Below are 21,632 nucleotides of genomic sequence, written 5' to 3' on the forward strand. Positions count from 1 at the left end.
TTATCGCGAATACCCAAAAAACAAAAAAGCAGCGGGACCCCTTCATCCCACTGCCCATCCACCAACCATCACCAAGGCCTGAACGGCGGTGATCCTGGTGGTGCATTTTGTATCATATCCATTAACGGAATCGTGTAAGCGAACAAGATTAGTGCCACTGCAATACCGATCCATAGCTTCCAGTTTTCTAAAATACGTGGTGTTTCCCCCGCATCTTCCGCCACTTCGCCAATCGGGAATTCCGTATGGGCTTTTGGTGCGAAGAAGGTAAGGTTGATGACGATGTAAATCATCAGCATGGATGCGACAAATAGGATGACGCCGCCGAGTGCCATTGTCACTTGGTTTGCGAAGACCCCATCAAACCAAGCGGCGGCTGTGGCATGATCCTGGTAAGTGGTATAGGCGGTACGTCGTGGTGCCCCGAGCAACCCAAGCAAGTGCATCGCACCAGACATGAAGAACATACCGATTGTCCAAAGGATCGTTTGTGTCATCGCAAGCTTGTTCATACGTGCGGTGAAAGCCCTGCCGCGCAAGACCGGAATTAGCCAGTACGCGATTCCGAAGAAGGTCAGGATAACGGTTGATCCAACGGTAATGTGGAAATGCCCCACCACCCAAAGAGTGTTATGGACAACAGCATTCATCTGGTTACTGGCATTGATGATTCCGCCGGTTCCAGCCGGAATGAAGAACAACATTCCCATGAACGGAGCGAAAAAGCGTGCGTCCTTCCAAGGCAATTTTCGTACCCACCCAAAGGCACCACGAGCTCCTTTTGCCCGACCTGCCAATTCAAACGTGGCAAAAATAGAGAAGGCAGTCAACAGGGAAGGAACGATGACGGCAAACGTCAAGACAACCTGCAGGTATTTCCAAAACTCAGAGATACCAGCTTCCATCAGCTGATGGTGAAAGCCAACTGGAATCGAGAACAGCAAGAACAAGACAAAAGCCAAGCGAGCTAGTGAATCACTGAAAAGCTTTCCGCCGATGATTTTAGGAATACAGACATACCAAGCGATGTAGGCTGGCAAGAGCCAGAAGTACACAAGCGGATGGCCGAAGTACCAGAACAATGTGCGGCTCAATAAAATGTTGATGTTATCAACAAGACCTAGGGACCAAGGTAAGAATTGAAGCAACACAGTCGCGGCAACCCCGATGGACGCGACATACCATAAAAGGATGGTACCTACTGTCATAAAGCTGAACAACGGTGTAATCTGACCACGGTTTTGTTTTTTCCAGCGGATATAATGTGCTAACAAGCTTGCCCCGCCTATCCAGGTTCCGACCACAAACAGGGTCAGTCCTACATAATAGAGGGGAGAGGCTTGCAATGGCGCGTAAAAAGTATATAAGACCGATGCGTCATTCGTTAAAATCATTGCAAAACTCAATAGAGTACCGATTGTGAGTACCCAAAATCCAATCCAGCCTAATCTTCTTTCAAAAGGTGTCATCGTGCCGAGTGTCCTGCTCATTCCGGCATGAAGGAAGCCGTAGATGAAATAGGTGGTCAATACGAGGGCAAGCAACACGCCATGTGCCGTCAACAGCTGGTAATAGCTGATGCTGTAAGGAAGCTCAATCAGCCCCCCGCGGACAAGCCCTTGGACCACACCTGCCATCGTTCCAAGGAACAGCGCGGCAAAGGCGATATAAATATAGGCCATGCTTAGTTTTGAATCGTGAATGTCTACTTCCGCTGCCTGTCTCATTCTTCTGTCACCTCAATTTCCATTTGCATATTCTGATGTCCGATGCCGCAATATTCATTGCAAAGGACAAGGTAAGAGCCAGCTTCTTTAAACGTATGTTCCGATTGGTTGATGTGACCAGGTGTGATCATCATGTTGACGTTCGTCTTCGGAATGGTAAAGCTGTGGACGACATCTTGGCTTGTCAACTGGAACTTGACGGTAGAGCCTTTTGGAACGGTAATTTTATTAGGTTCATAGCCAAATGTCATGGCAATGATGGTAGCTTCATAGGTATTCTCGTCGATTTTCTTCAATCCTGGCTCATCAAATGGAGCGGATGCTCTCACATTCTCAGCATCGACGGTCGCCATATGGCTTGGCGGATGATGGCCGTGCGCGAAGGCGGTAAAGCCAATGACAGATAAAAAGACAACCAAGGTTCCGACTCCAAATATTAACCAATATTTTTCATAACGGTGTAAATGCATCTATTTGTACCCCCTTTTTTGACTTGACTAATTTCGTGAAATAAATAAGCTGAACACGCTGATCCACGAAATGACGATAAAGGCTCCTAACATAAATACGGCAATCAATGTGCCTTTTAATGAAGCTTCCTCTCCTTTCAGAGGAAGCTTCTTGTCGGTAGTTTTTTCAGGACGTTCATATTGTAAATTTGCCATCCCTGACACCCCTTTCTATTCCACGACCAGTTTGGAAACCATCTCTGTGTGTCCTGTTCCGCACATGATGTCACAGATGATTTCGTATTCCCCAGGCTTAAGGTTCGCAACGACACTGCCATCTCCTTGAATCTTCACATCTGTCCCTTTAATGGTAATTCCGTGGTGACCTTCCACATTTTCATGGTGGATAGCAACAGGTTTGCCGGCTGGTGCAGTATAAGTAGCTTGATCGAATTCCCAGTTTGAACTCTTAATCGTTACTTCTGCCTCTGCATCCTCCACTGAAACCTCATCAGAACCACAACCAGTCATAACCCCTAAAAGTAATACAAGTGCAAAGCAGCACACCAAAAATTTTTTAAAAGAAAACATACTCGCCACTTCCTTTTCCAATTTTTATATAAATGATCTATGCACCTTCATTGTAAAAGGTGGAAGGATTTAAAAGTGTGATAAAAGTCACACATCTGGAAGAAAAAGGTGAACATTTTGTTAACAAGTGAGCAAAGTGGAAAACACGGTTTGATAATGCCTGATTTTGTTATAATAGTAGATAGACATGTAAGGAAGCTTAGGAGGATGGAAAAGGGATGAATGCCGAAAAAACCATTGTTGATAAACTGAATCTGCAAAAATATGAGAACCGCTTATTTTTACAGTTGCCTGAAGGTGCAGGGGAGTTTGAAGGACTGGACTACGATACTTCTATTAAAAAGGACAAGTATGATTTGATATTCTTGTTCATGTTCTCCATGGAAGATTTCAACAAGTACGTCCAAATTATAAATGAAAAGCAGCTGCTTTCTGATAACGGCTATTTGTATGTCGCCTATCCTAAAAAGGGGAATTCTGTTTACCCGGAATACATTGAGCGGGACAGTTTTTATGCAGCATTAAACTTGGATGAAGAAAAGTACCTGCCAAACAGCACGCTTAAATTTTCAAGAATGGTCAGCCTGAACGAGGTCTTTACAGTGGTAGGGATCAAATCCACCCCTAAAAAAGCGAACAAGAAGACAAGCGCAAAAAGCCAATGTGTCGATGACTACATCGTTCACATTGAAGACATCAAGAGCTTCCTGAAAAATAATGAACATGTATTAGCGAAATATAACGATTTGACATACGGCTACCAGAAGGATTGGGCGCGCTATGTCTATAGTGCCAAAAGGGCGGAAACACAGGAGAAAAGATTGCATGAGATGGTAGCAATCATTGATGAGGGTCATAAATCGATGGATTTATACAGGAGAAATAAGAAGTAATAGGAGGCCGCATTCTACATGAGAATGCGGCCTTTACTTTGAGTTTTTGAATAATTGAGGTGTTTCCACTCATACTATTAAATACTACCATTTGTTAAAAGAGAGGAGACACTCATGACTTTTTCCCGTCTGCAACTATCATTTGTCATCATTCTGTTTATCGGGATCTCTAATCATGTGCTTATGTTGCCTCATCTATTATTTGTAGCAAAGCGCGATGCTTGGGTTTGTGTGTTGGTAGGGTACGGAATCCTGCTGATTTGGGGGATGATTCTATTTTTCATCATGTCTCGAAATAAACAAAAAATGAAGCTCGCTACCTGGATTGCTAAACGAGCGGGAAGGGTTGTTTCTGCCAGTATCATGTTCATCTATTTCTTCCATATTTCCATCATTGCTCTTATATCATTTTATGATTTTATAACATCCATAAAGATATACTTTCTTCCTCTCACACCACAATGGATCGTCGTCCTTCCTTTCCTTCTATTGTGTGTATGGGGAGCTAGCTCAAATTTAAAGACAATTGTGTACAGTGCTACATTTTTATTGCCAATTGTCTGGATTCTTGGTTATTTTGTCGCGTTTTCTACTATCTCTAATAAGGATTACTCTTATATGTTTCCGATCCTTGTGAACGGCAGTTCTCCAATTATTAGCGGTATAACGGTTGTGCTTGGAGGCAGTGTGGATATCCTATTGATTCTTTTATTGCAACAATATGTAAGTAAGCCGTTCAAACTATGGCAACTTCTTCTCCTAATCACAATCTTGCTTGGACTTATTCTAGGTCCTTTACTTGGATCAATTGCTTCGTTTGGACCGAACGTCGCAGCAGTTCTACGCTTTCCTGCATTTGAACAGTGGAGGCTGGTTGAGCTTGGGGAGCATGTTTCACATTTAGATTTTTTTGCAGTCTTTCAGTTCATTTCCGGGGCGGTGATCAGGGTGTCTTTATGTTTGTATTTCCTTAAAGATATCGGATTCACATCAAATAAAGTGAAATCTATCGTTTTTTGGTCAGCTTCCACCAGTTTATTTTTTATAGGAATATTGCCTATCAGTGATCTTTGGGTACAAACGGCCATAGGGACTTATTTTTACCCAGGGTTACTATTGATTGGAATAATTCTGACCTTGTCGTTGTTTGTAATAAGCTTTCTCCCACAAAAGGTGAAAGGAACGGAAGCTGTATGAAGAATTCATCAACACCTGTTCTAAGTTTGGAATCGCTAGAGGACCATTTGAAAGATCACAACCTTCTAGGTGAAGAATTAGAAGCTTACTTTCAAAACTATGCAGATGTTCATTTTATTGAAATGGAAGAAAAACACAGAAATATTTCCGCTTTTTATTGCATGGGAATGGTGGATCTCAGCCAAGTGAATGAGTATTTTTGTTCTATAGTAGAATATGTTCAGGTTCGAGAGGACGCTGTGGTTGAGTACGAGTTGCCGCCGATAGAAAAAGTGAGTTCCATCAGTGGATTAATTGATAAACTTTTCTCAGGGTATTTTATCGTATTTCAACCACACAGAAATTACTTTTTGGCTTTTGAACTTACTGATGTGCCGAAAAGGGAGCCCTCCGAATCCAATACAGAGGTTTCCATCAAGGGGCCAAAGGACGGATTTACTGAAGAGCTGAACATCAACACAGCCCTTATCCGTAAAAGGTTGAAATCACCTTTTCTATTTAATGAAAACTTTGAAATTGGGACGCTAAGTAAAACAGCAGTTTCTCTAATGTATCTGGATGATAGAGTAAATAAGGAGATGCTGAGTGAGGTAAGAAGCAGGCTTGAACAAATGGAAACAGAAAGCTTGGTCAGCAGTGGACAACTGGAGCAATGGTTATCAAATCGCACCTTTTCATTATTTCCGTTATTTGATTATATCGGGCGCCCTGACTTTGCGGTGGAGTGTATATTGAGGGGAAGGTTCATTGTCATTGTAGATGGTTCGCCGATGATATTGATTGGGCCTAATAATATTTTTGTTTTGTTAAAATCACCTGAGGATATTCACTATCCGTATCATACGGTGGCTTTTCAACGGGTATTTAGAATTATAGGTTTTTTTATAGCGGTTATGCTACCAGGTTTTTGGATTGCCATATCTTCCGTAAACGTGGATCAGCTTCCTTTTCAACTATTAAATACCGTTTCCTTATCGAGAGAAGGGCTCCCGATACCGTTAGGGTTGGAAGCGTTCTTTATACTTGGGCTGTTCGAACTGCTGAGAGAGGCTGGAATCAGAATGCCAAAAGCAGTGGGGCAGACGGTTGCAATAGTAGGGGGATTGATTATTGGGGACGCTGCGATACGCGCTGGTTTGGCATCTGCCACAATGATTGTGGTGGTTGCATTGACGGCCGTAGCAACTTTTACACTTGTAAACCAATCCCTGACAGGGACCGTAAGTGTGTTGCGAATCTATATAATGCTGTTAGGTGTGTTTTTGGGTATCTATGGAGTGTTTTTAGGTTTGTTTAGTATCTTATTTTACTTGGCCCGATTGGAGTCCTTTAAGGTGGGATATCTTGAACCCATTTCCACGCTAAATTTCAAGGAGATTCTATCGGCTTTGCTTGTTAACCCTTTTAAAAAACGTCAGTTTATAGCACCCATGGTACAGCGGAAAGGGGGACAGGAAGAATGAGAGCGGATCTTCAAATGCTGCTGAAGGGATTTCTGGTACTGCCCCTTTTGTTCCTAACAAGCTGCTCAGATATTAAAGAGGTTCAGAACCTGAACTATGTTACCGCAATAGGGGTGGATTTCAAGGATAATGAATATATAGGTTATATTCAATTAATCAGTTTCAATTCTCAAGGAGCTAACGGAAGCAGTGGTGAACCTTCTGTATGGGTTTCAGAAACAAAAGGAAAAACATTCGATGAAGCCCTCTCCCGAGCATATAATACTTCACAAGAAAGGCTGCTTTGGGCACATGTTAATACGATTTTAGTAAGTGAAACCGCATTGGAAGAAGGATTTCATCATATTTTTGATGTATTGACAAGGTATTATGAGCTTCGGTTGGTTACGTGGATTTTTGGAACGAACGCCCCTATCAAGGATGTCTTTTCCACCACAAGCTTCTTCAATCAGTCAGCGTTAGCAACCGTTTTGCATCGCCCTTTAGGTACTTATGAACAAAATTCCACTATCCGTCCGATAAAGCTACAACAATTTGTACGAGAATTATATGAACCGGCCCTTACCACCTATCTACCATCTATCCGTATCAATGAAAGCCATTGGGTTCATAATATGGAACCTGATCCCAAACTTGAAATAGATGGGGCCTTTTTTTTGAAAAATAAAGAATTTAAGGGATTCTATACGCTTGAAGTCCTCAAGGGGCTTCGCTGGCTTACTAAAGAGACGGAAAGAGCTGGAATACAAGTAATGGATGATGAGGGAGAGCCAGACTTTAATATTGTTTTTGAAAAAAATGAAGTGGATATTAAACCAGTTGAAGGTAAAGGTCCACTTAGCTTTGATGTAAAGGTTTCTCTCGAGGGAGTCATAGCAAATAGAGATGCAAATAAAATTTTAAATTTAAAAGAAATGGAAGCAAATTTGAGGGAAGAGATACATAAGGAAATTAAGGATTTATACAAACTAGGTGTACAAAATGATACGGATTTTTTCCGCTTGGAGCATATCCTTTACCGAAGGAAGAATAAGAGTTGGAAATCATCTTTGGGTGATGGGGGATTTAAATTATCAGAGAATATGTTGGAGGACATTGATTTAAATGTTAAAGTCATTCATTCTGGAGCGCTCAAAAACCGTACCATTAATATGGAAGAGATAGATTAATTGCCAAAAACGCAGTTTACTTCATGTAGGCTGCGTTTTTCCTTATCATGAAAACCTCTCCCAACAAATAAGTTGTATAAAGAGGAGGGGGACAGAATGAGCTATGAACCGATTACCCCATGGGAAGAGCATGAATTTTGGTTGGGCATCTTAAAGGACCACGCCTATTTTATAAGAGATTACCTATCACCGGAAGAAAAGAAATGGGTCAAGCAGGCGGAAACATTTATTGAGACTTTTGGAAAAGTGGAACAGGAGCTGAAAAAGGTTCCTAAAGATGCACCTGTAGATTCCAGGCCGATGATCAGGCTGGCGGAAATGGCGAATGAGGTGGCCTACAAGTACTACTTGTTTGAGGGAAATCTACTAAACCTAAGACTTTTCAATAAAGTGAATTTGAACCTCACGCCAACCTATCTGAATGGAACCCTTTTGGAGAATAGGGAGTATTTGAGAATATTGGAGAGTTATGTACAAGGACGAGAATACCCAGCCTTATCGCTAGTGGAATTATTGAGCATGTGGCTGGATGATCAGTTGGGGCACGCCGCCTTATTATTGAGGATGCTAGATGGAGTTGAATTCGCGCTGGTTGAACGGACCAATCATGTGAGAGGAAAGTTTTCGCAGTTCATTGTGAAAAACGACATGATGGAAGGCTACCTTCATTTCGCGGAGCCAGGCTTTCCTGCGCAGATGAGGTTCGCAAAGGAAGTGTCAGTGGAAGTAGTGAAGTTTAATAACCTGGTAGCTGAAGTGCTTGAACTTTATTTAAATGACGAGCTTATTAATCAAAGTACCCTGCGATTCCTTGAACATCATTTTCCGGAATCCTGCTATTTTATGAGGAAGTTATCCTATTACGCACCTTCCATCAGCTACCCCGCTTGTAAGCTGACGAAGCCTACGTTGAGGGACTGAATTTAATCAGATGGAGAAAACACACTACCTATATGCCGGTGGTGTGTTTTTTAGAGCACATAAAACAGTTTATATTCTCCTTAAGAGGGAATTTTAAAAAGAGAATACAATAAAGGAAGTGTTAGAGTTGCCCCCTACTATTTCAACATTCGTATTTGATGTATACGGAACCTTATTTGATGTTCATTCGGTAAAAGAAAAAGCGGATGAATTATTTGATGGAAAAGGAACGGAAATCAGTGAAATATGGAGGAGAAAACAGTTAGAGTATTCGTTTCTTCGGCAACTGATGGGGAACTATGAAACATTTTCCGACGTAACGAAAGATTCTTTGAAGTATGCATTGAAGCAATTGTCCATACCGTTTTCTAACAAAGAAGTGGAGTCTCTTTTAGAGCAATATACTTCTTTACGTGCCTATGATGAAGTACAGAATGTGTTAAGCACGCTCAAAGAGAAAGGGAAGGTTCTTGCGGTCTTTTCGAACGGTTCACGAGATATGTTGGATCCTTTGGTCGAACAAGCAGGGATGAACGAGTATTTCCAACACATCATAAGTGTAGATGACACGAAGCAGTATAAACCTACGCCTGCTTCCTATACGGGGGTCCTGAAAGTGATAGGTGTGAAAAGAGAACAAGTTCTATTTATGTCCTCTAATGGATGGGATATTAGCGGCGCCAAAAACTTTGGTTTTCATACTGCTTGGATTAACCGAAATCATTTACCCCAAGAAGAATTGGGGCTAGCCCCAGATTACACATTTGATTCACTAGATGGCATTTTGGATTTATTATAAAAGGAGGAAATGAACATGGGATATCTTAAATTAAAGGACAAAGCTCCTGAATTTAAACTTACTCAAACTACAGGGGAAACTTTCTCGTTTGACGCTCACCAAAAGGAGCATGAGGCATGGCATTTGATCGTCTTTTTCCGCGGTTCATGGTGCCCTGTCTGTCAAAATGAATTGAAGGAACTAGAGGAAAGCAAAGGGTACTTTGAGGATAAAAAAGTACATGTCTTGGCCATTGCCACAGAAGAAGTGGAAAAACTAAAGGAAATGGTATCGGAATATGATTTGACTATGCCTGTTTTATCAGATCCAAATCTTGAAGCACTAGAGGCATATGGCGTCTATTATCATGGAGAAGATGCACCTTATGAAGACCATGGGGTACATGGGGAACCAGCCTATTTCCTTGTCGATGATAAAGGAAAGTTACTCTATCAACAAAGGCAGACAAGTCCATTTGGTAGACCGTCTGTATCTGAACTGCGAAAAATTGTGAAATACATTGGGAAGAATTTAAAGTAGCCTTGTAATCTAGACTTCACCAACCCGCTTCAACTTCAATTCTTAAAACTTTCTAGTTAAGTTATTTAAGCCATTGTCTATGGAGATAAATTCCTATACTATTAAAAATAGACAATTGCTTATAAATCAATAAGCAGTCCCCTCTCCTAGTGAGAGGGATTTTTTGTATGAAAAAGGGGAGTCAGGATGATATTCAAAAGGGAACGCCAACAAGGGAAAAGCTTCAGTTTTGAAGAGGGAAAAGGTAGTCTTGAGGTGAAGAGAGATAGTGAGATCCTCAAGCAAGTAAAAATGATAGACCTTCACAAAAGGGACTTGGAAGTTATAAACGCTATTCAACCGTTTGTTACGGAACAAATTGAGGATATAGTGGCGCGGTTTTATAAGAATTTGGAGAACGAACCGGCGTTATTGACAATTATTAATGATAATAGCTCCATCGAAAGGCTTAAAAAGACGCTTAAACAACATATTACTGAAATGTTTGATGGGAAGATCGATGAGTCCTATTTTGCTAAAAGAATAAAAATAGCTCAAATACATGTAAAGATTGGGTTGCAAACGAAATGGTATATGTGTGCATTCCAAGATTTACTATTATCTCTTATTAACATCATTGATAAGAATATTTCAAACAAAGAAGACTGCCTTCTTGCAATCAGAGCTGTGTCCAAGCTGTTGAATTTAGAGCAGCAGTTAGTATTAGAGGCATATGATCAGGAGACAGAAAGATTAAAAGAAGCTGTGGAGGATCAAAAGCGACATGTTAGGGATAATGTAGCGAGCGCATCTGAAAATTTGGCTGCGATATCAGAAGAGACGAATGCAGCGTTTCAACAATTACTTTCACGTTCTAGTGAGATAGTGTCTCTCTCAAACAACGGAACAGAGCTTTCCATTCTTGCACAGGAACATGAGGAAAATGGAAAAGGCCAAATACATAAACAAACAATGAATATGACAAATATTCACGGTTCCGTCAACGATATTTCAAGAGATGTGGATGTATTATTAACCATATCAAAGCAGATGGAAGAGATCGTAGAAATCGTGACAGGGATAGCGGACCAGACCAACTTGTTGGCGCTTAATGCTGCCATTGAAGCGGCAAGGGCCGGAGAGTCAGGACGCGGTTTTGCTGTGGTAGCAGGTGAGGTTCGAAAACTTTCTGAACAGACCAAAAAATCCGTAACAAATGTTTCTTCTCTTATCCTAAATACGAATAAACAAGCAGAGGAATTGATAAAGTCCTTGGAGAGAATAAGAGTGGAAGTTAAAAGTGGCGACGATAACATGAAGCAGACAGAAAAACACTTTGAAGAAATTTTAAATATGTTAGGGAAAACCACCAACCAAAATAATAAAATCAACGAAGAAGTATTGTCCTTTGTGGGTGTGGTAGATGAACTTGGAAAAGCATTTGAAGAGGTAGCTCATTCTGCAGATAGTTTGACAATGATTACGCAAGAGATGAAATAGTATATAAAAAAGCCGATGGGATTTCTCATCGGTTTTTTCATGCTCAAATTCCCCCTGAATTGTGGATAAAATAGAACGAGAACTTGATTACAAGACAACTTTTAGGGAAATTATGAAGAAAAGCAATCTTCAAAGAATGGGAGTTGAGCAATGACATGAAAAAGGCTACATCCAACTATAGCAGACGAAATTTGTGGTCGGGGATTCTCTTTGGATTAGGGGTGGTTGGCTTTATAGATGAAACAATCTTTCACCAATTGCTTCACTGGCATCATTTTTATGACAAGTCGACCACAAGTATTGGTTTAGTATCTGATGGTTTATTTCATGCATTCAGTTGGTTTGCAACGATTGGTGGTTTATTTTTATTTGCTGATTTAAGGAGAAGGAACTCGCTTGTTTGGAAAAGGTGGATAGGAGGGATTTATTTAGGGGCTGGAGTTTTTCAGTTATATGATGGAATCATTCAACACAAAATCATGCGAATTCATCAGATTCGATATGTAGATAATGTAATAATCTATGACGTGATCTGGAATGTGATTGCTGCCGGCATGATAGTGGTAGGTGTGATTTTAACGATTAAAACGAATAATAGGCACCGTACCCAAGAGGTTTCTTCATGAGCATACTCACTCATATCCATCATCACGCAGAGCTCGGTGGTTGGACTAGTCAGCTCCTGGTGCTTCCTTTTTTATTGGCTCTATTTTTATTTCTAGTAGCAGTGAAACTATCCAATCAAACATATACCAAATGGCCGCTCAAGCGGACTTTGCTGTTTATTGGTGGTATTATCTTTGCGGTAAGTGCTTTGGCAGGTCCGATTGCAGAAAAGGCACATGTGGATTTCACCTATCATATGTATGCACATCTTTTATTAGGGATGTTGGCGCCGCTATTGCTCGCTTTGTCGGCACCTATGACCCTTGTAATGAGGACGCTCAGCGTTAATGCTTCAAGAAAGTTAACAAGGTTCCTAAAGAGTAAACCTATCTCGGTCGTTACAGATCCGGCTGTTGCAACTGTTTTGAATATCGGAGGTTTATGGGTTCTATATACAACCTCATTGTATGAAGCGATGCATCAGCATGTAGGGCTGTATCTTTTAGTGCATCTTCATGTGTTCCTGGCAGGGTATTTATTTACTATATCGATGATTTATGTTGATCCGACAGTACATAGAAGAAGCTACCTTTATCGTGCCATCATATTCATTCTCGCACTTGCAGGACATGGCATACTTTCGAAATTCATCTATTCCCGGCCTCCAATGGGTGTGCCGGTAGAACAAGCCGAAAGAGGCAGCATGATTATGTATTACGGCGGAGATGTTATTGACGGTATCATCCTTTTCATTCTGTGTCTTCAATGGTATAAAGCTACACGTCCTAAAGCACTTGGCGAGGTAGCTTTAGAAGGGTAAGGAAAAATGAACAAAGAAGCCTTGGAGAAAAAATTGTTGCTCACCAAGGCTTCTTTGTTTTTTTAATGAGGCATATTCCCTTGAGTCGGTACGGTTGTATAACTTTGCAGCATCGCATTCATATCCTGCATGGCAAGCTGCGGTACTTGATAGTAGCCATGTTTATTTTGATATAAGAAAATCTCATAGCTCATTTCAATGAAGTTTGGCACACTGTCGGCAACAACGCGGCGAAGGACGGGATTGGTCATTTCAAGCGCCGTCATGGCAAGCAATGTCGCAAGTCCTTTTGTTTGACCGAGCATATAGGCGGAAAGCCCTTTGTCGGCAAGCTCATTAACGGATTGGTTCGGCTTTTTCGGTTGGGACGGTGTGATGCCGTACACTACATCATGTGTTTGGGTCATTTTATAAACTTGAGTAGAAACAGATGGCTTCTGACCAGTTCGGAAGCTTTCCACGATGGTGTTGTACATCTGGGTAACAAAAGTTGTCTGGCGTGTCAGGATATCTTTAAGTGCGGGATCCTGGATATGCTGTTCGTACATTTGGTATTGGTCGAGCATACTGATGATGCCGGCAATTACTTCATGAGCATCGAATAGCTCGTGCCCTCCATGGTTGGTGTTTGTGGTTTGTGTGCCAGCCATATTCATATTCATGTTCGGAGGCATTTGTTGTTGATTCATATTTTGTCCTTGTGGGTTAGGTTGATTTTGCATATTTGTCATCTCTCCTTAAAAGTGGCATTCTGTCTTATAATGAGCAAATTTGTCCCATTCATGTATGAAAAGTGAGGCTGGAAAATATAATGTCAATGGTACAAGGAGTTTCTCTGTGGGTGGTGAATAGTAGTGGTGGAGGGATGAGAATGATTGAAACCCTAAAGAAGGTGCTATTACTTGTAGCTATATTGGGGCAATTAGTCGGTTTGGCCCTGCTTGTCGTTAATATTTGGTTAGGAGTTTTGTTTTACATATTTTATGTACTTGCACTCATTGCCCTATTCATCGTGCTGATAGTTGAGCGTGCCAAAGAGAAAGAGGAGGATGACAAAAATGATTATAGTGACTACTGAATCTGTACCAGGAAAAAAGATTGTAGATCTGAAGGGGTTTGTGAAAGGAAGCACAGTTCAGTCAAAACATATCGGAAAAGATCTGTTGGCAGGTTTAAAAACGATTGTCGGCGGTGAAATCAAGGAGTATTCGGAAATGATGCAAGAGGCTCGTCAAAAGGCAATCGCCCGGATGGTGGAGGATGCGAAGAGCAAAGGAGCGAACGCGATTATTTGTGTGCGTCTCGAAACCTCGAGCGTGATGACGAATGCATCCGAGATTATCGCTTATGGAACGGCGGTAACGGTGGAATAGCATAGGGTAAAAAAAAGAGAAAGCGCTTGGTTAGCAATGTAGCCCACCAAGCGCGTAACTTTATTTTACAACCTTCACAATCTTTGCATCCTTACTTTCCAATCCAGTATTGGAAACGGAGGTTACGCCGTACGTATATTGCTTGTCTTCCTCTACCGTGTTGTCTACATAAGTAGTCACACCCTCCGTAGAATACACAACATCCACGATATTTGCAGGGTCGTTATAATCTCCTTCTTGAAGTCCATCAAAACGGTAGATAACATATTTCCTTGCATCAGAATGCTTTTTGTCATCGATTGTTAGAGTGATACTGCCTTTTGTTTTGTCTGCTTTCATCGTATTTGGTTTTTGTGGAAGCTCTTCACCGTTCCACGGGGTTGCAGGCACTAGTGCAGGTTCTGTGTAGATTTCATTGGTGAGGATGTCTGCATAGCCAAGGTTATTTTTGATGATTTGTCTAAGGGAGAAGTGCATTTGTCCAAATGTGTTATCGTCTTGGCGGTTGTCTAAAATCTGTTCAGGTAGCTCATATGGGTTATACCAGTTCTGGTCAAAGTTGTCTCCTACTTTGTAATCTGCTGTTCCGATATACAGGTTGACCGGATGGTTATAGGCATATTCTTCGACCTCGTTGCTCCACCAGTCAAGCAGGATGGAATAATCAGCTGCTGCAAAACCGCGGGACCAGTAGATTTGCGGTGTAATATAATCGATGCTGCCGTCCTTGATCCATTGTCTTGTATCTGCGTAAAGATCATCATAGTTTGTTTGACCTGCTGTCGTATCACTTCCTGTCGGGTCCATCGCAATATTTCTCCACACGCCAAACGGGGAAATACCAAACTGTACCCAGCTCTTCGTTTCTTTAATAGTGGAGTTAATCGCAGACACTAAGTTGTTTACGTTGTCGCGTCTCCAGTCCTCTATATTATCAAAGCCGCGCGGATCCGCTTCGAATTGTGCTTGATCGGGGAATTCCTCTCCAACTCTGCGATATGGATAGAAGTAGTCATCCATATGAACTGCTTCAATGTCATAGTTCGTTACAAGCTCCTCAACAGTAGAAAGCAGGTAATCCTGCACTCCCTGAATACCAGGATTCAAGTAGTATTGAAAACCGTATTTAACTACCCACTCAGGATGTTCTTTTGCGACATTATCCTCTGAAAGGCTTTCTAATGTTTCAAAAGGCATCGTCACACGATACGGGTTTACCCATGCATGCACTTCAATACCGCGCGCATGAGATTCATCAATCATAATCTGTAACGGGTCATACCCTGGATCTGTTCCTTGTGCTCCTCCAGTCACATACTTGGACCAAGGATCAATTTCAGATGGATAAAAAGCATCTGCTGTAGGTTTTACTTGATAAATGATCGTGTTAAAGTTTTTACCTTTTAGAAAATCAAGCGTTTGTTCTACCCAGGCTGTATAATCTGCTTCGTTCATGCCAGCTTTCACGTCAATGTTCTGAACCGTGGCAATCCAAGCTGCCCTCATCTCATGTTTTGGCTGCTGAGTCATTTCTGCACTCCCTTTCGTTGTAAAAAGAGGGAGAGTGAAGGAGAATAATAGTGCCGTAATTATTATGTACTTACATGCTTGTCCAAATTTCATTTGTAGCCCCTCGCTTTCTTTTGATTTAGTAAACGCTTACAATAAACTTGAAATAATATTTCAAAAAATAACATAAAAGTTGAAATATTATTTCTGTTTTATTATAAAAGTAATGACAAATATGGTATATAAGACGAAAGAATTAAAATGCAGAATATTCTAATATATTTTGTAATTATTTCGGCCTATTTTTTTAAAAAACCTATTTACCTTTACGCAACGTCAAGGTGTACACTGAATTTGTCAGGAGGTGATCAGAGGTGGAATACACCGTACAGAAATTAGCAAAATTGGCTGGAGTGACAGGCAGGACGCTGCGTTATTATGATGAAATTGGGATTCTTAAGCCGGCGAGAATGAGTGCTTCGGGGTATCGTATCTATGGGCAGGCGGAAGTGGATAAGCTGCAGCAAATCCTTTTTTACCGAGAGCTCGAGATAGATCTCGAAAGCATCCAAAAAATCATTAACGCTCCATCCTTTAATGAAGTGGAAGCACTTAAAGAACACCGTGACAGGCTTCTGACAAAGCAAAAGCGGCTCGAGGGCCTGATTGAAAGTGTAGACCGGACCCTGTCTGCGAAAGAAGGGAGCATTAACATGAGTGACAAAGAGAAGTTTGAAGCGTTCAAGCAGAACATGATAGATGAAAACGAAGCGAAATACGGCAAGGAAGTTCGCGGGAAATATGGCAACGAGACAATGGATAAATCAAATGCCAAGCTGAAAGGCATGTCAAAGAATCAGTACGAGCAGGGAGAAAAGCTTGGGGAAGAGGTGCTGAAAGTCTTAAACGAGGCATTCAAAACCGGAGATCCTGCTGGAGAACTTGCGCAAAAAGCGGCAGACTTGCACCGTCAATGGTTAGGATTTTACTGGGATTCCTACTCTAAGGAAGCACATGCCGGCCTTGCTCAAATGTATGTCGATGACGAGCGATTTACTGCATTCTATGATAAAGAACAACCTGGTACTGCTGAGTTCCTACGGGATGCCATCTATATTTATACGGGAATGCAAAAACAGTAACTTATACCCAGTCCCGACTCCTTTCAAAGGGAGTCGGGATTTTTCTACTAATCTACAAATATTGACTTTACAACGAAACTATAATAGAATTTTTCTTGATAGTTTATGAGTTTAAGCTATCGCTCACATATAATGAGCTTATAATACTCCAAAGGGGAGTAGCTAACAGTTATGTCGTCAATCCGTGACAGTAAAGTCACCGGCTTAACTGGCAACATTTCAGATGTTGTTTGCGAGACCTTTGCCACTTAGGTACAGGTTAAATAACTTTACAAATAAACCTCTACCAGTTTTTGGTGGAGGCTTTTTTATATTCAGACAGGGGGAGAGTTCTAATCTAAAATTAGGTGGAATAGTTAAAGGTAAAGGTAGAAAAAATAAAAGTGGAAATTTTCGGAGGTGAATCCCTCTTTTGAGGGAAACAATTGGATATTGACAGTATATTAATTATGAACTTACTTTTAGTGGCTTTGTTAATAGGTTTAACAGCATTCTTCGTTGGATCTGAGTTTGCAGTGGTAAAGGTGCGTATGTCCCGTATTGACCAATTGATTGCAGAAGGTAACAAGACAGCGGTTGTGGCAAAAAAGCTTATTTCCGACCTGGATTATTACTTGTCTGCGTGTCAGCTTGGAATTACAGTGACAGCGCTAGGTCTTGGTTGGTTAGGAAAACCGACTGTTGAAAGACTATTATATCCGCTATTTGAAAACTTTGGTGTACCGGAAACCGTTACAACTTTTGTTTCGTTTGCGGTGGCGTTCTCCCTTGTTACATTCTTGCACGTTGTAGTCGGAGAACTCGCACCAAAGACGCTTGCGATTCAGTTTGCGGAAAAAATGACGTTGCTTCTTGCGAGACCATTATATTGGTTTGGTAAGCTGATGTACCCATTAATCTGGACATTGAACGGTTCAGCGCGTATGTTGCTTCGCATGTTCGGTGTACAACCTGCAAGTCATGAGCAGGCCCATTCAGAAGAAGAGCTTAAAATCATTATGACGCAAAGTTTTGAAAGTGGAGAAATTAATCAAACAGAACTATCCTACATGGAAAATATATTCACTTTTGACGAAAGAGTCGCAAGGGACATTATGATTCCGCGCGTGCAAATCGTCACTTTATCTAATAGCATGACCAGAGAAGAAATTATCAGCGTATTGGATGAACACCAATACACCCGTTATCCTGTTACAGAGGATGGGGACAAAGATAATATTCTCGGATTTGTGAACGTAAAGGAAATGCTTACAAACTTCGCTGCGGGCAGAGCAGGGGAGATGAAAGACTTCCTTCACGAGCTTCCGCTAATTCATGAGGTGACCTCCCTTCAAGATGCTTTATTAAAAATGCAGGAAGAGCAGGTTCATATCGCATTAGTCATTGATGAGTACGGTGGTACTGCCGGTATCCTCACGATGGAAGATATCCTTGAAGAAATCGTAGGGGAAATCCGCGATGAATTTGATGCAGATGAAGTACCGGATATTCAAGAAATCGAAACAGATCTTTATCATATAAATGGCCTTGTCTTGTTGACAGATATTGAACACCAATTCGGGGTAATATTTGATGAAAAGGATGATATCGATACGATTGGCGGCTGGATGCAGGTAATGCTGCAGGAGCTAGAAGACGATGAAGAGCAACATATTAAACATGGTGAGAACATTTGGACAGTACTTGAAATGGAAAATCACCAGGTAAAGCAAGTTGGCCTTCAGTTACATGCACTATCAAATCAGCATCAACAGTCATAATAAATAAGAGGGTGTCGCTCTTCTTCACGGAAGAGCGACACCCTCTTTACGTTTAATTAGCTTTTTTCTTAACTTTCACTTGCTTGATGACATTGTCCTCCATCTTCAAAATGTCAAAGTGGAGGTGATGATACTCAAGGGATTCACCCTCTGTTGGTATATGGCCAAGCTCTTTGAAAAGAAACCCTGCAACCGTGTCCTCTTCTTCAGGCACCTTTGTTTTAAACACTTCATTAAAACGCCGGATGGCAATTTTTCCATGACAGATGATTTGAGTGTCCGTTAATTCTTCAATGAGAATTTCCCCGGATTCATCCGTTTCATCCTCAATTTCCTGCCCGATCATGGCTTCAATAATATCTTCATGGCTGATGAGTCCTGTCGTCCCACCGTACTCATCAATAACAATAGCCATATGTTTTTTCTCTTTAAGCATCATCTTAAATACTTTTTCAATAGAGGTGGATTCTGCAACAAACAGTGGATTGGTATCCATGAAGTCCTTGATCTCTAAGTCCGGTCTCAGAGACCAATTCAACAAAAATTTAGCATGAAACACGCCGATAATGTTATCCATATTATCTTTGTAGACAGGATAACGTGTATAACTACTATCCATTACAAAGCTTCTCGCGTCTTCAAAAGTAATATCACAAGGCAACCCATGAATCTCAATCCGCGGTGTCTTCAACGCATCACGGACATCCTTGGTATAGAAATCAATGGCACCGAGAATATGCTGCGATTCTTCCTCGTAAAATGTTCCCTCCGTGCGGCCGATGTCCACCATCGTTCTAAGCTCTTCCTTGGAAAGAGTTGCCTCTTGGACCATTCCCCTTGAAAGAAGGCGGATGATGAAATTAGTAAGGATAGAAAGCAAAAAGATCAGGGGCTTTAAGACAAAAAGTAGAATGGAAATGACAGGTGCCACAATAAACGCTACATTATTGGCAAAAGTAGCGGCAATGGATTTTGGCACGACCTCTGCACAGATAATCAAAACGACAGTCAGAACAGCAGTAGCAACCCCAACATTCCAGCCATAATCAATAGCAATAAGTGTTACAAGTGTCGGCAACATGATGTTGGCAACGTTATTTCCGATTAGTATGGCTGTAATAAACTGGTCAGGGCGTTCAATCAGCTTCAACAACTTTTGAGCAGCAAGGTCCCCGTTTTCTGCTCGGATTTGAATTTTCATCTTATTAACAGCTGTCAGCGCCGTTTCACTCCCCGACAAGAAAAAAGACATAAATAAGAAAAAAGCTATCGCAATAAACAAAGTATGTAGTCCTCCTAAATTAAGTTAGTTCTAATTTCCCCTTTTTCCACCTTCACATGCATTATCCATAATTTTATGGATTGACCTTTATGTTTTTCTCTAATATGCTTTATAGGTTATTCTATTATTAAACATATCATTAATTTAAATAATAATATAAACAACCTAAAAAGAAAAAGTTTAAGTAGAGATAGGAGAGAAAACAGTGGAAAAAGACTATAAACCTCAGTTGGATACCACGTTGATTTTTCTTATGGGGATTATGGTAGTAGCAAGTCTTTTTGCATTAAAGAGTGTAGAGCCCACGTTACCGCCCGTCCTGCAAAACATAAATTTCATGCAAAAGCAGCTGATGTGGTTCGTTGTAGGAGCCATTGGTATCGGGATATCATTGCTAATACATTTTGACTACTTACGGAACCTGGCTTGGATTACATACGGCATGGGAGTCGTACTGTTACTCGGGCTGGAGTTTAACGTCCCATCATCCTTTGTCAGTACCATAAAAGGGGCAACAAGTTGGTACACGCTTCCAGGCCTTGGTAATATCCAACCATCGGAATTGATGAAGATTTCCATCATATTAGTCTTGAGTAAAATTATTGCCGACCACCGTGCCCAATATGAAGTAGCAACTTTGCGCGACAGTTATTTGCTACTTGGGAAAATAATCGCAGCCTCCAGCATTCCGTTATTCCTTGTAGCGAAACAGCCGGATATGGGTACGACGCTTGTTTATTGTGCAATCATTGCTGCCATGATTCTTGTGTCGGGGATCAAGTGGAGCATCATCCTCTCGCTCGTAGGCGCTGCGATAGGTTTCATTGCACTATTCTTATATATTTTCATTGCACACCCAACGTTTTTCCATACCTACCTAATCCCTGAATATCAACTGGACCGTTTCTACGGCTGGTTGAACCCTTATGAATACCAGGACGTCCAAGGCTTCCAGCTCGTACGGTCCCTGCTTGCCATCGGATCTGGGGAGTACACAGGTTCAGGTTACGGCGAGATGAACGTCTACCTGCCGGAAGCACACACAGACTTTATCTTTGCCGCCATCGCCAGCCAGTTCGGCTTTATGGGCGCAACGGTTGTTATATCGTTGTTTTTCTTCCTTATTTATAAAATCACCTTCATTGCCATGGAATGCCATGATACGTACGGTACTTACCTTTGCGCAGGAGTTATCGGCATGCTGACCTTCCAAGTGTTCCAAAATATCGGCATGACCATTGGGTTGCTTCCTATTACAGGAATTCCACTGCCGTTTTTCAGCTACGGAGGGAGTTCGCTTCTGACGTATATGATTGCGGTCGGGATTGTGTTGAATGTTCAGATTAGGACTAGGAAGTATTTTTTTGAATGATTGGATTTGGATCCCTTACTGCTTAGAGTGGTAGGGGATCTTTGTATGATGAGGATTAACTTGAAAAAGTATGAATGATACGGGTTGTCTGATATATAATGGGAAGTAGAGAACAGAAACGGGGGTTCAGAGATGTATATATTTGGTTTAGTATTATTTGCGATTAGCTTTGGTCTAATCGGATTCGGGGTATTCACGACGCTGGTCAGATCTGAAAAGAAAAAAGGGCGCATTTCGCTTGTGGTTGGGACAGTGCTGCTCATTACGACGTTTGTGATGTACACGTATTTCCCTTCTGCATCTGGTGAAGATCAAATTACGGTAGAAAGTGTGGCAGTGACGGAAGCTGAGAACGGTGCTTATCGTTGTTCGGTTACCGAAACAGATTATAATGGGCTTACTTATCATTATGAAGCAGCGACCGAAAAGGATGCAGAAGCATTCTGCGACCAGTTTGAGGTCGGAAAAGAATATACAATTTCTTTTGAATATGATTTAGATACTGAGGAGTATACCTTGGTGGAGTTGAAAGGCCAGGAGTAATGAGGAACACCTAAGGAA

23 protein-coding genes and 1 pseudogene are annotated in these 21,632 nt (G+C 41.3%); 17 read left to right on the forward strand and 7 right to left on the reverse strand.

The genetic code is table 11. From position 1 onward, the window contains the following. Positions 1 to 68 precede the first annotated feature (68 nt). Genes K7887_RS01080 through K7887_RS01095 form a run of 4 tightly spaced genes read right to left on the reverse strand, consistent with a single transcriptional unit; the run spans position 69 to position 2,767 of the window. The gene (locus K7887_RS01080) at positions 69 to 1,727 is read right to left on the reverse strand and encodes a b(o/a)3-type cytochrome-c oxidase subunit 1 (RefSeq protein ID WP_223491806.1); all 1,659 of its coding nucleotides are present in this window, start codon (positions 1,725 to 1,727) and stop codon (positions 69 to 71) included. Then, complete coding sequence (locus tag K7887_RS01085; protein WP_223491807.1) at positions 1,724 to 2,197, reverse strand: cytochrome c oxidase subunit II; 474 nt, start codon at positions 2,195 to 2,197, stop codon at positions 1,724 to 1,726. The genes K7887_RS01080 and K7887_RS01085 overlap by 4 nt, the downstream gene beginning before the upstream one ends. A gap of 27 nt (positions 2,198 to 2,224) precedes the next feature. Then, complete coding sequence (locus K7887_RS01090; RefSeq protein WP_223491808.1) at positions 2,225 to 2,392, reverse strand: cytochrome c oxidase subunit 2A; 168 nt, start codon at positions 2,390 to 2,392, stop codon at positions 2,225 to 2,227. Between the two features lie 15 nt (positions 2,393 to 2,407). Next, a complete protein-coding gene (locus K7887_RS01095) occupies positions 2,408 to 2,767 on the reverse strand; it encodes a cupredoxin domain-containing protein (RefSeq protein ID WP_148980421.1) in 360 nt (119 codons plus the stop codon). A 218-nt stretch (positions 2,768 to 2,985) separates the two neighbouring features. Between K7887_RS01095 and K7887_RS01100 the strand changes: the two genes are divergently transcribed. The 11 genes and pseudogenes from K7887_RS01100 (at position 2,986) to K7887_RS01150 (ending at position 12,633) form a co-directional block, all read left to right on the forward strand. After that, positions 2,986 to 3,660 carry a YdeI/OmpD-associated family protein gene (locus K7887_RS01100; RefSeq protein WP_223491809.1) on the forward strand — a complete coding sequence of 225 codons (675 nt, stop codon included), beginning with the start codon at positions 2,986 to 2,988 and terminating at the stop codon, positions 3,658 to 3,660. Between the two features lie 114 nt (positions 3,661 to 3,774). Beyond that, entirely contained in the window at positions 3,775 to 4,857 is a 1,083-nt protein-coding gene (locus K7887_RS01105; protein ID WP_223491810.1) for an endospore germination permease, read from the forward strand. Then, positions 4,854 to 6,320 (forward strand): spore germination protein, encoded by a 1,467-nt coding sequence (locus K7887_RS01110; RefSeq protein ID WP_223491811.1) that lies wholly within the window; start codon positions 4,854 to 4,856, stop codon positions 6,318 to 6,320. The genes K7887_RS01105 and K7887_RS01110 overlap by 4 nt, the downstream gene beginning before the upstream one ends. After that, entirely contained in the window at positions 6,317 to 7,489 is a 1,173-nt protein-coding gene (locus tag K7887_RS01115) for a Ger(x)C family spore germination protein (protein WP_223491812.1), read from the forward strand. The genes K7887_RS01110 and K7887_RS01115 overlap by 4 nt, the downstream gene beginning before the upstream one ends. A 96-nt stretch (positions 7,490 to 7,585) precedes the next feature. Continuing rightward, the gene (locus K7887_RS01120) at positions 7,586 to 8,410 is read left to right on the forward strand and encodes a DUF2935 domain-containing protein (protein WP_223491813.1); all 825 of its coding nucleotides are present in this window, start codon (positions 7,586 to 7,588) and stop codon (positions 8,408 to 8,410) included. Between the two features lie 127 nt (positions 8,411 to 8,537). Further along, positions 8,538 to 9,209, forward strand: coding sequence for a haloacid dehalogenase type II (locus K7887_RS01125; protein WP_223491814.1), 672 nt, complete (start codon positions 8,538 to 8,540; stop codon positions 9,207 to 9,209). A gap of 15 nt (positions 9,210 to 9,224) precedes the next feature. Beyond that, entirely contained in the window at positions 9,225 to 9,728 is a 504-nt protein-coding gene (locus K7887_RS01130; RefSeq protein WP_148966700.1) for a peroxiredoxin family protein, read from the forward strand. Positions 9,729 to 9,914: 186 nt separating this feature from the next. Beyond that, positions 9,915 to 10,445 (forward strand): annotated as a pseudogene (locus tag K7887_RS23035) (protoglobin domain-containing protein); the annotation flags it as partial. Positions 10,446 to 10,679: 234 nt separating this feature from the next. Next, on the forward strand, positions 10,680 to 11,207 hold the full coding sequence (locus K7887_RS23040) for a methyl-accepting chemotaxis protein (protein ID WP_399209648.1): 528 nt from the start codon (positions 10,680 to 10,682) through the stop codon (positions 11,205 to 11,207). 155 nt (positions 11,208 to 11,362) lie between these two features. Then, positions 11,363 to 11,833, forward strand: a complete 471-nt coding sequence (locus K7887_RS01145; protein ID WP_223491815.1) for a DUF2243 domain-containing protein — start codon at positions 11,363 to 11,365, stop codon at positions 11,831 to 11,833. Beyond that, a complete protein-coding gene (locus K7887_RS01150; RefSeq protein ID WP_223491816.1) occupies positions 11,830 to 12,633 on the forward strand; it encodes a cytochrome c oxidase assembly protein in 804 nt (267 codons plus the stop codon). Before K7887_RS01145 ends, K7887_RS01150 begins: the two co-directional genes overlap by 4 nt. A 62-nt stretch (positions 12,634 to 12,695) precedes the next feature. Here the strand turns inward: K7887_RS01150 and K7887_RS01155 are convergent, their stop codons facing one another. Next, positions 12,696 to 13,355, reverse strand: a complete 660-nt coding sequence (locus tag K7887_RS01155) for a spore coat protein (protein ID WP_399208996.1) — start codon at positions 13,353 to 13,355, stop codon at positions 12,696 to 12,698. Between the two features lie 149 nt (positions 13,356 to 13,504). On the opposite strand from K7887_RS01155, the gene K7887_RS01160 reads away from it, so the two are divergent. Beyond that, the gene (locus tag K7887_RS01160) at positions 13,505 to 13,711 is read left to right on the forward strand and encodes a hypothetical protein (protein ID WP_223491817.1); all 207 of its coding nucleotides are present in this window, start codon (positions 13,505 to 13,507) and stop codon (positions 13,709 to 13,711) included. Next, positions 13,692 to 14,006 (forward strand): YbjQ family protein, encoded by a 315-nt coding sequence (locus tag K7887_RS01165; RefSeq protein WP_223491818.1) that lies wholly within the window; start codon positions 13,692 to 13,694, stop codon positions 14,004 to 14,006. The genes K7887_RS01160 and K7887_RS01165 overlap by 20 nt, the downstream gene beginning before the upstream one ends. 60 nt (positions 14,007 to 14,066) lie before the next feature. Here K7887_RS01165 and K7887_RS01170 read toward each other — a convergent pair whose 3' ends face one another. After that, positions 14,067 to 15,629: a glycoside hydrolase family 10-like protein gene (locus K7887_RS01170; RefSeq protein ID WP_223491819.1), complete on the reverse strand. Its 1,563-nt coding sequence runs from the start codon at positions 15,627 to 15,629 to the stop codon at positions 14,067 to 14,069. Positions 15,630 to 15,889: 260 nt separating this feature from the next. Here K7887_RS01170 and K7887_RS01175 point away from each other — a divergent pair, with 260 nt between their 5' ends. Together K7887_RS01175 and K7887_RS01180 are read left to right on the forward strand one after the other, a co-directional pair. After that, complete coding sequence (locus K7887_RS01175; RefSeq protein ID WP_223491820.1) at positions 15,890 to 16,657, forward strand: MerR family transcriptional regulator; 768 nt, start codon at positions 15,890 to 15,892, stop codon at positions 16,655 to 16,657. A 431-nt stretch (positions 16,658 to 17,088) separates the two neighbouring features. Further along, positions 17,089 to 18,417, forward strand: coding sequence for a hemolysin family protein (locus K7887_RS01180; RefSeq protein WP_223493554.1), 1,329 nt, complete (start codon positions 17,089 to 17,091; stop codon positions 18,415 to 18,417). A gap of 52 nt (positions 18,418 to 18,469) precedes the next feature. Here the strand turns inward: K7887_RS01180 and K7887_RS01185 are convergent, their stop codons facing one another. After that, complete coding sequence (locus K7887_RS01185; protein ID WP_223491821.1) at positions 18,470 to 19,699, reverse strand: hemolysin family protein; 1,230 nt, start codon at positions 19,697 to 19,699, stop codon at positions 18,470 to 18,472. A 205-nt stretch (positions 19,700 to 19,904) separates the two neighbouring features. On the opposite strand from K7887_RS01185, the gene K7887_RS01190 reads away from it, so the two are divergent. Both K7887_RS01190 and K7887_RS01195 read left to right on the forward strand, forming a co-directional pair. Then, positions 19,905 to 21,071, forward strand: a complete 1,167-nt coding sequence (locus K7887_RS01190; protein WP_223491822.1) for an FtsW/RodA/SpoVE family cell cycle protein — start codon at positions 19,905 to 19,907, stop codon at positions 21,069 to 21,071. Positions 21,072 to 21,203: 132 nt separating this feature from the next. Next, positions 21,204 to 21,614 (forward strand): hypothetical protein, encoded by a 411-nt coding sequence (locus K7887_RS01195; protein ID WP_223491823.1) that lies wholly within the window; start codon positions 21,204 to 21,206, stop codon positions 21,612 to 21,614. The last annotated feature ends 18 nt before the right edge of the window (positions 21,615 to 21,632 follow it).

It is taken from the genome of Sutcliffiella horikoshii (assembly GCF_019931755.1).
Taxonomy (GTDB): Bacteria; Bacillota; Bacilli; order Bacillales; family Bacillaceae_I; genus Sutcliffiella_A; species Sutcliffiella_A horikoshii_E.

What these genes read in the sequence shown, in the direction of transcription:
- K7887_RS01080 (WP_223491806.1), bottom strand. Translation starts at nt 1,727, where the DNA reads ATGAGACAGGCAGCGGAAGTAGACATTCACGATTCAAAACTAAGCATG.
- K7887_RS01085 (WP_223491807.1), bottom strand. Translation starts at nt 2,197, where the DNA reads ATGCATTTACACCGTTATGAAAAATATTGGTTAATATTTGGAGTCGGA.
- K7887_RS01090 (WP_223491808.1), bottom strand. Translation starts at nt 2,392, where the DNA reads ATGGCAAATTTACAATATGAACGTCCTGAAAAAACTACCGACAAGAAG.
- K7887_RS01095 (WP_148980421.1), bottom strand. Translation starts at nt 2,767, where the DNA reads ATGTTTTCTTTTAAAAAATTTTTGGTGTGCTGCTTTGCACTTGTATTA.
- K7887_RS01100 (WP_223491809.1), top strand. Translation starts at nt 2,986, where the DNA reads ATGAATGCCGAAAAAACCATTGTTGATAAACTGAATCTGCAAAAATAT.
- K7887_RS01105 (WP_223491810.1), top strand. Translation starts at nt 3,775, where the DNA reads ATGACTTTTTCCCGTCTGCAACTATCATTTGTCATCATTCTGTTTATC.
- K7887_RS01110 (WP_223491811.1), top strand. Translation starts at nt 4,854, where the DNA reads ATGAAGAATTCATCAACACCTGTTCTAAGTTTGGAATCGCTAGAGGAC.
- K7887_RS01115 (WP_223491812.1), top strand. Translation starts at nt 6,317, where the DNA reads ATGAGAGCGGATCTTCAAATGCTGCTGAAGGGATTTCTGGTACTGCCC.
- K7887_RS01120 (WP_223491813.1), top strand. Translation starts at nt 7,586, where the DNA reads ATGAGCTATGAACCGATTACCCCATGGGAAGAGCATGAATTTTGGTTG.
- K7887_RS01130 (WP_148966700.1), top strand. Translation starts at nt 9,225, where the DNA reads ATGGGATATCTTAAATTAAAGGACAAAGCTCCTGAATTTAAACTTACT.
- K7887_RS23040 (WP_399209648.1), top strand. Translation starts at nt 10,680, where the DNA reads ATGAATATGACAAATATTCACGGTTCCGTCAACGATATTTCAAGAGAT.
- K7887_RS01145 (WP_223491815.1), top strand. Translation starts at nt 11,363, where the DNA reads ATGAAAAAGGCTACATCCAACTATAGCAGACGAAATTTGTGGTCGGGG.
- K7887_RS01150 (WP_223491816.1), top strand. Translation starts at nt 11,830, where the DNA reads ATGAGCATACTCACTCATATCCATCATCACGCAGAGCTCGGTGGTTGG.
- K7887_RS01155 (WP_399208996.1), bottom strand. Translation starts at nt 13,355, where the DNA reads ATGCAAAATCAACCTAACCCACAAGGACAAAATATGAATCAACAACAA.
- K7887_RS01160 (WP_223491817.1), top strand. Translation starts at nt 13,505, where the DNA reads ATGATTGAAACCCTAAAGAAGGTGCTATTACTTGTAGCTATATTGGGG.
- K7887_RS01165 (WP_223491818.1), top strand. Translation starts at nt 13,692, where the DNA reads ATGATTATAGTGACTACTGAATCTGTACCAGGAAAAAAGATTGTAGAT.
- K7887_RS01170 (WP_223491819.1), bottom strand. Translation starts at nt 15,629, where the DNA reads ATGAAATTTGGACAAGCATGTAAGTACATAATAATTACGGCACTATTA.
- K7887_RS01195 (WP_223491823.1), top strand. Translation starts at nt 21,204, where the DNA reads ATGTATATATTTGGTTTAGTATTATTTGCGATTAGCTTTGGTCTAATC.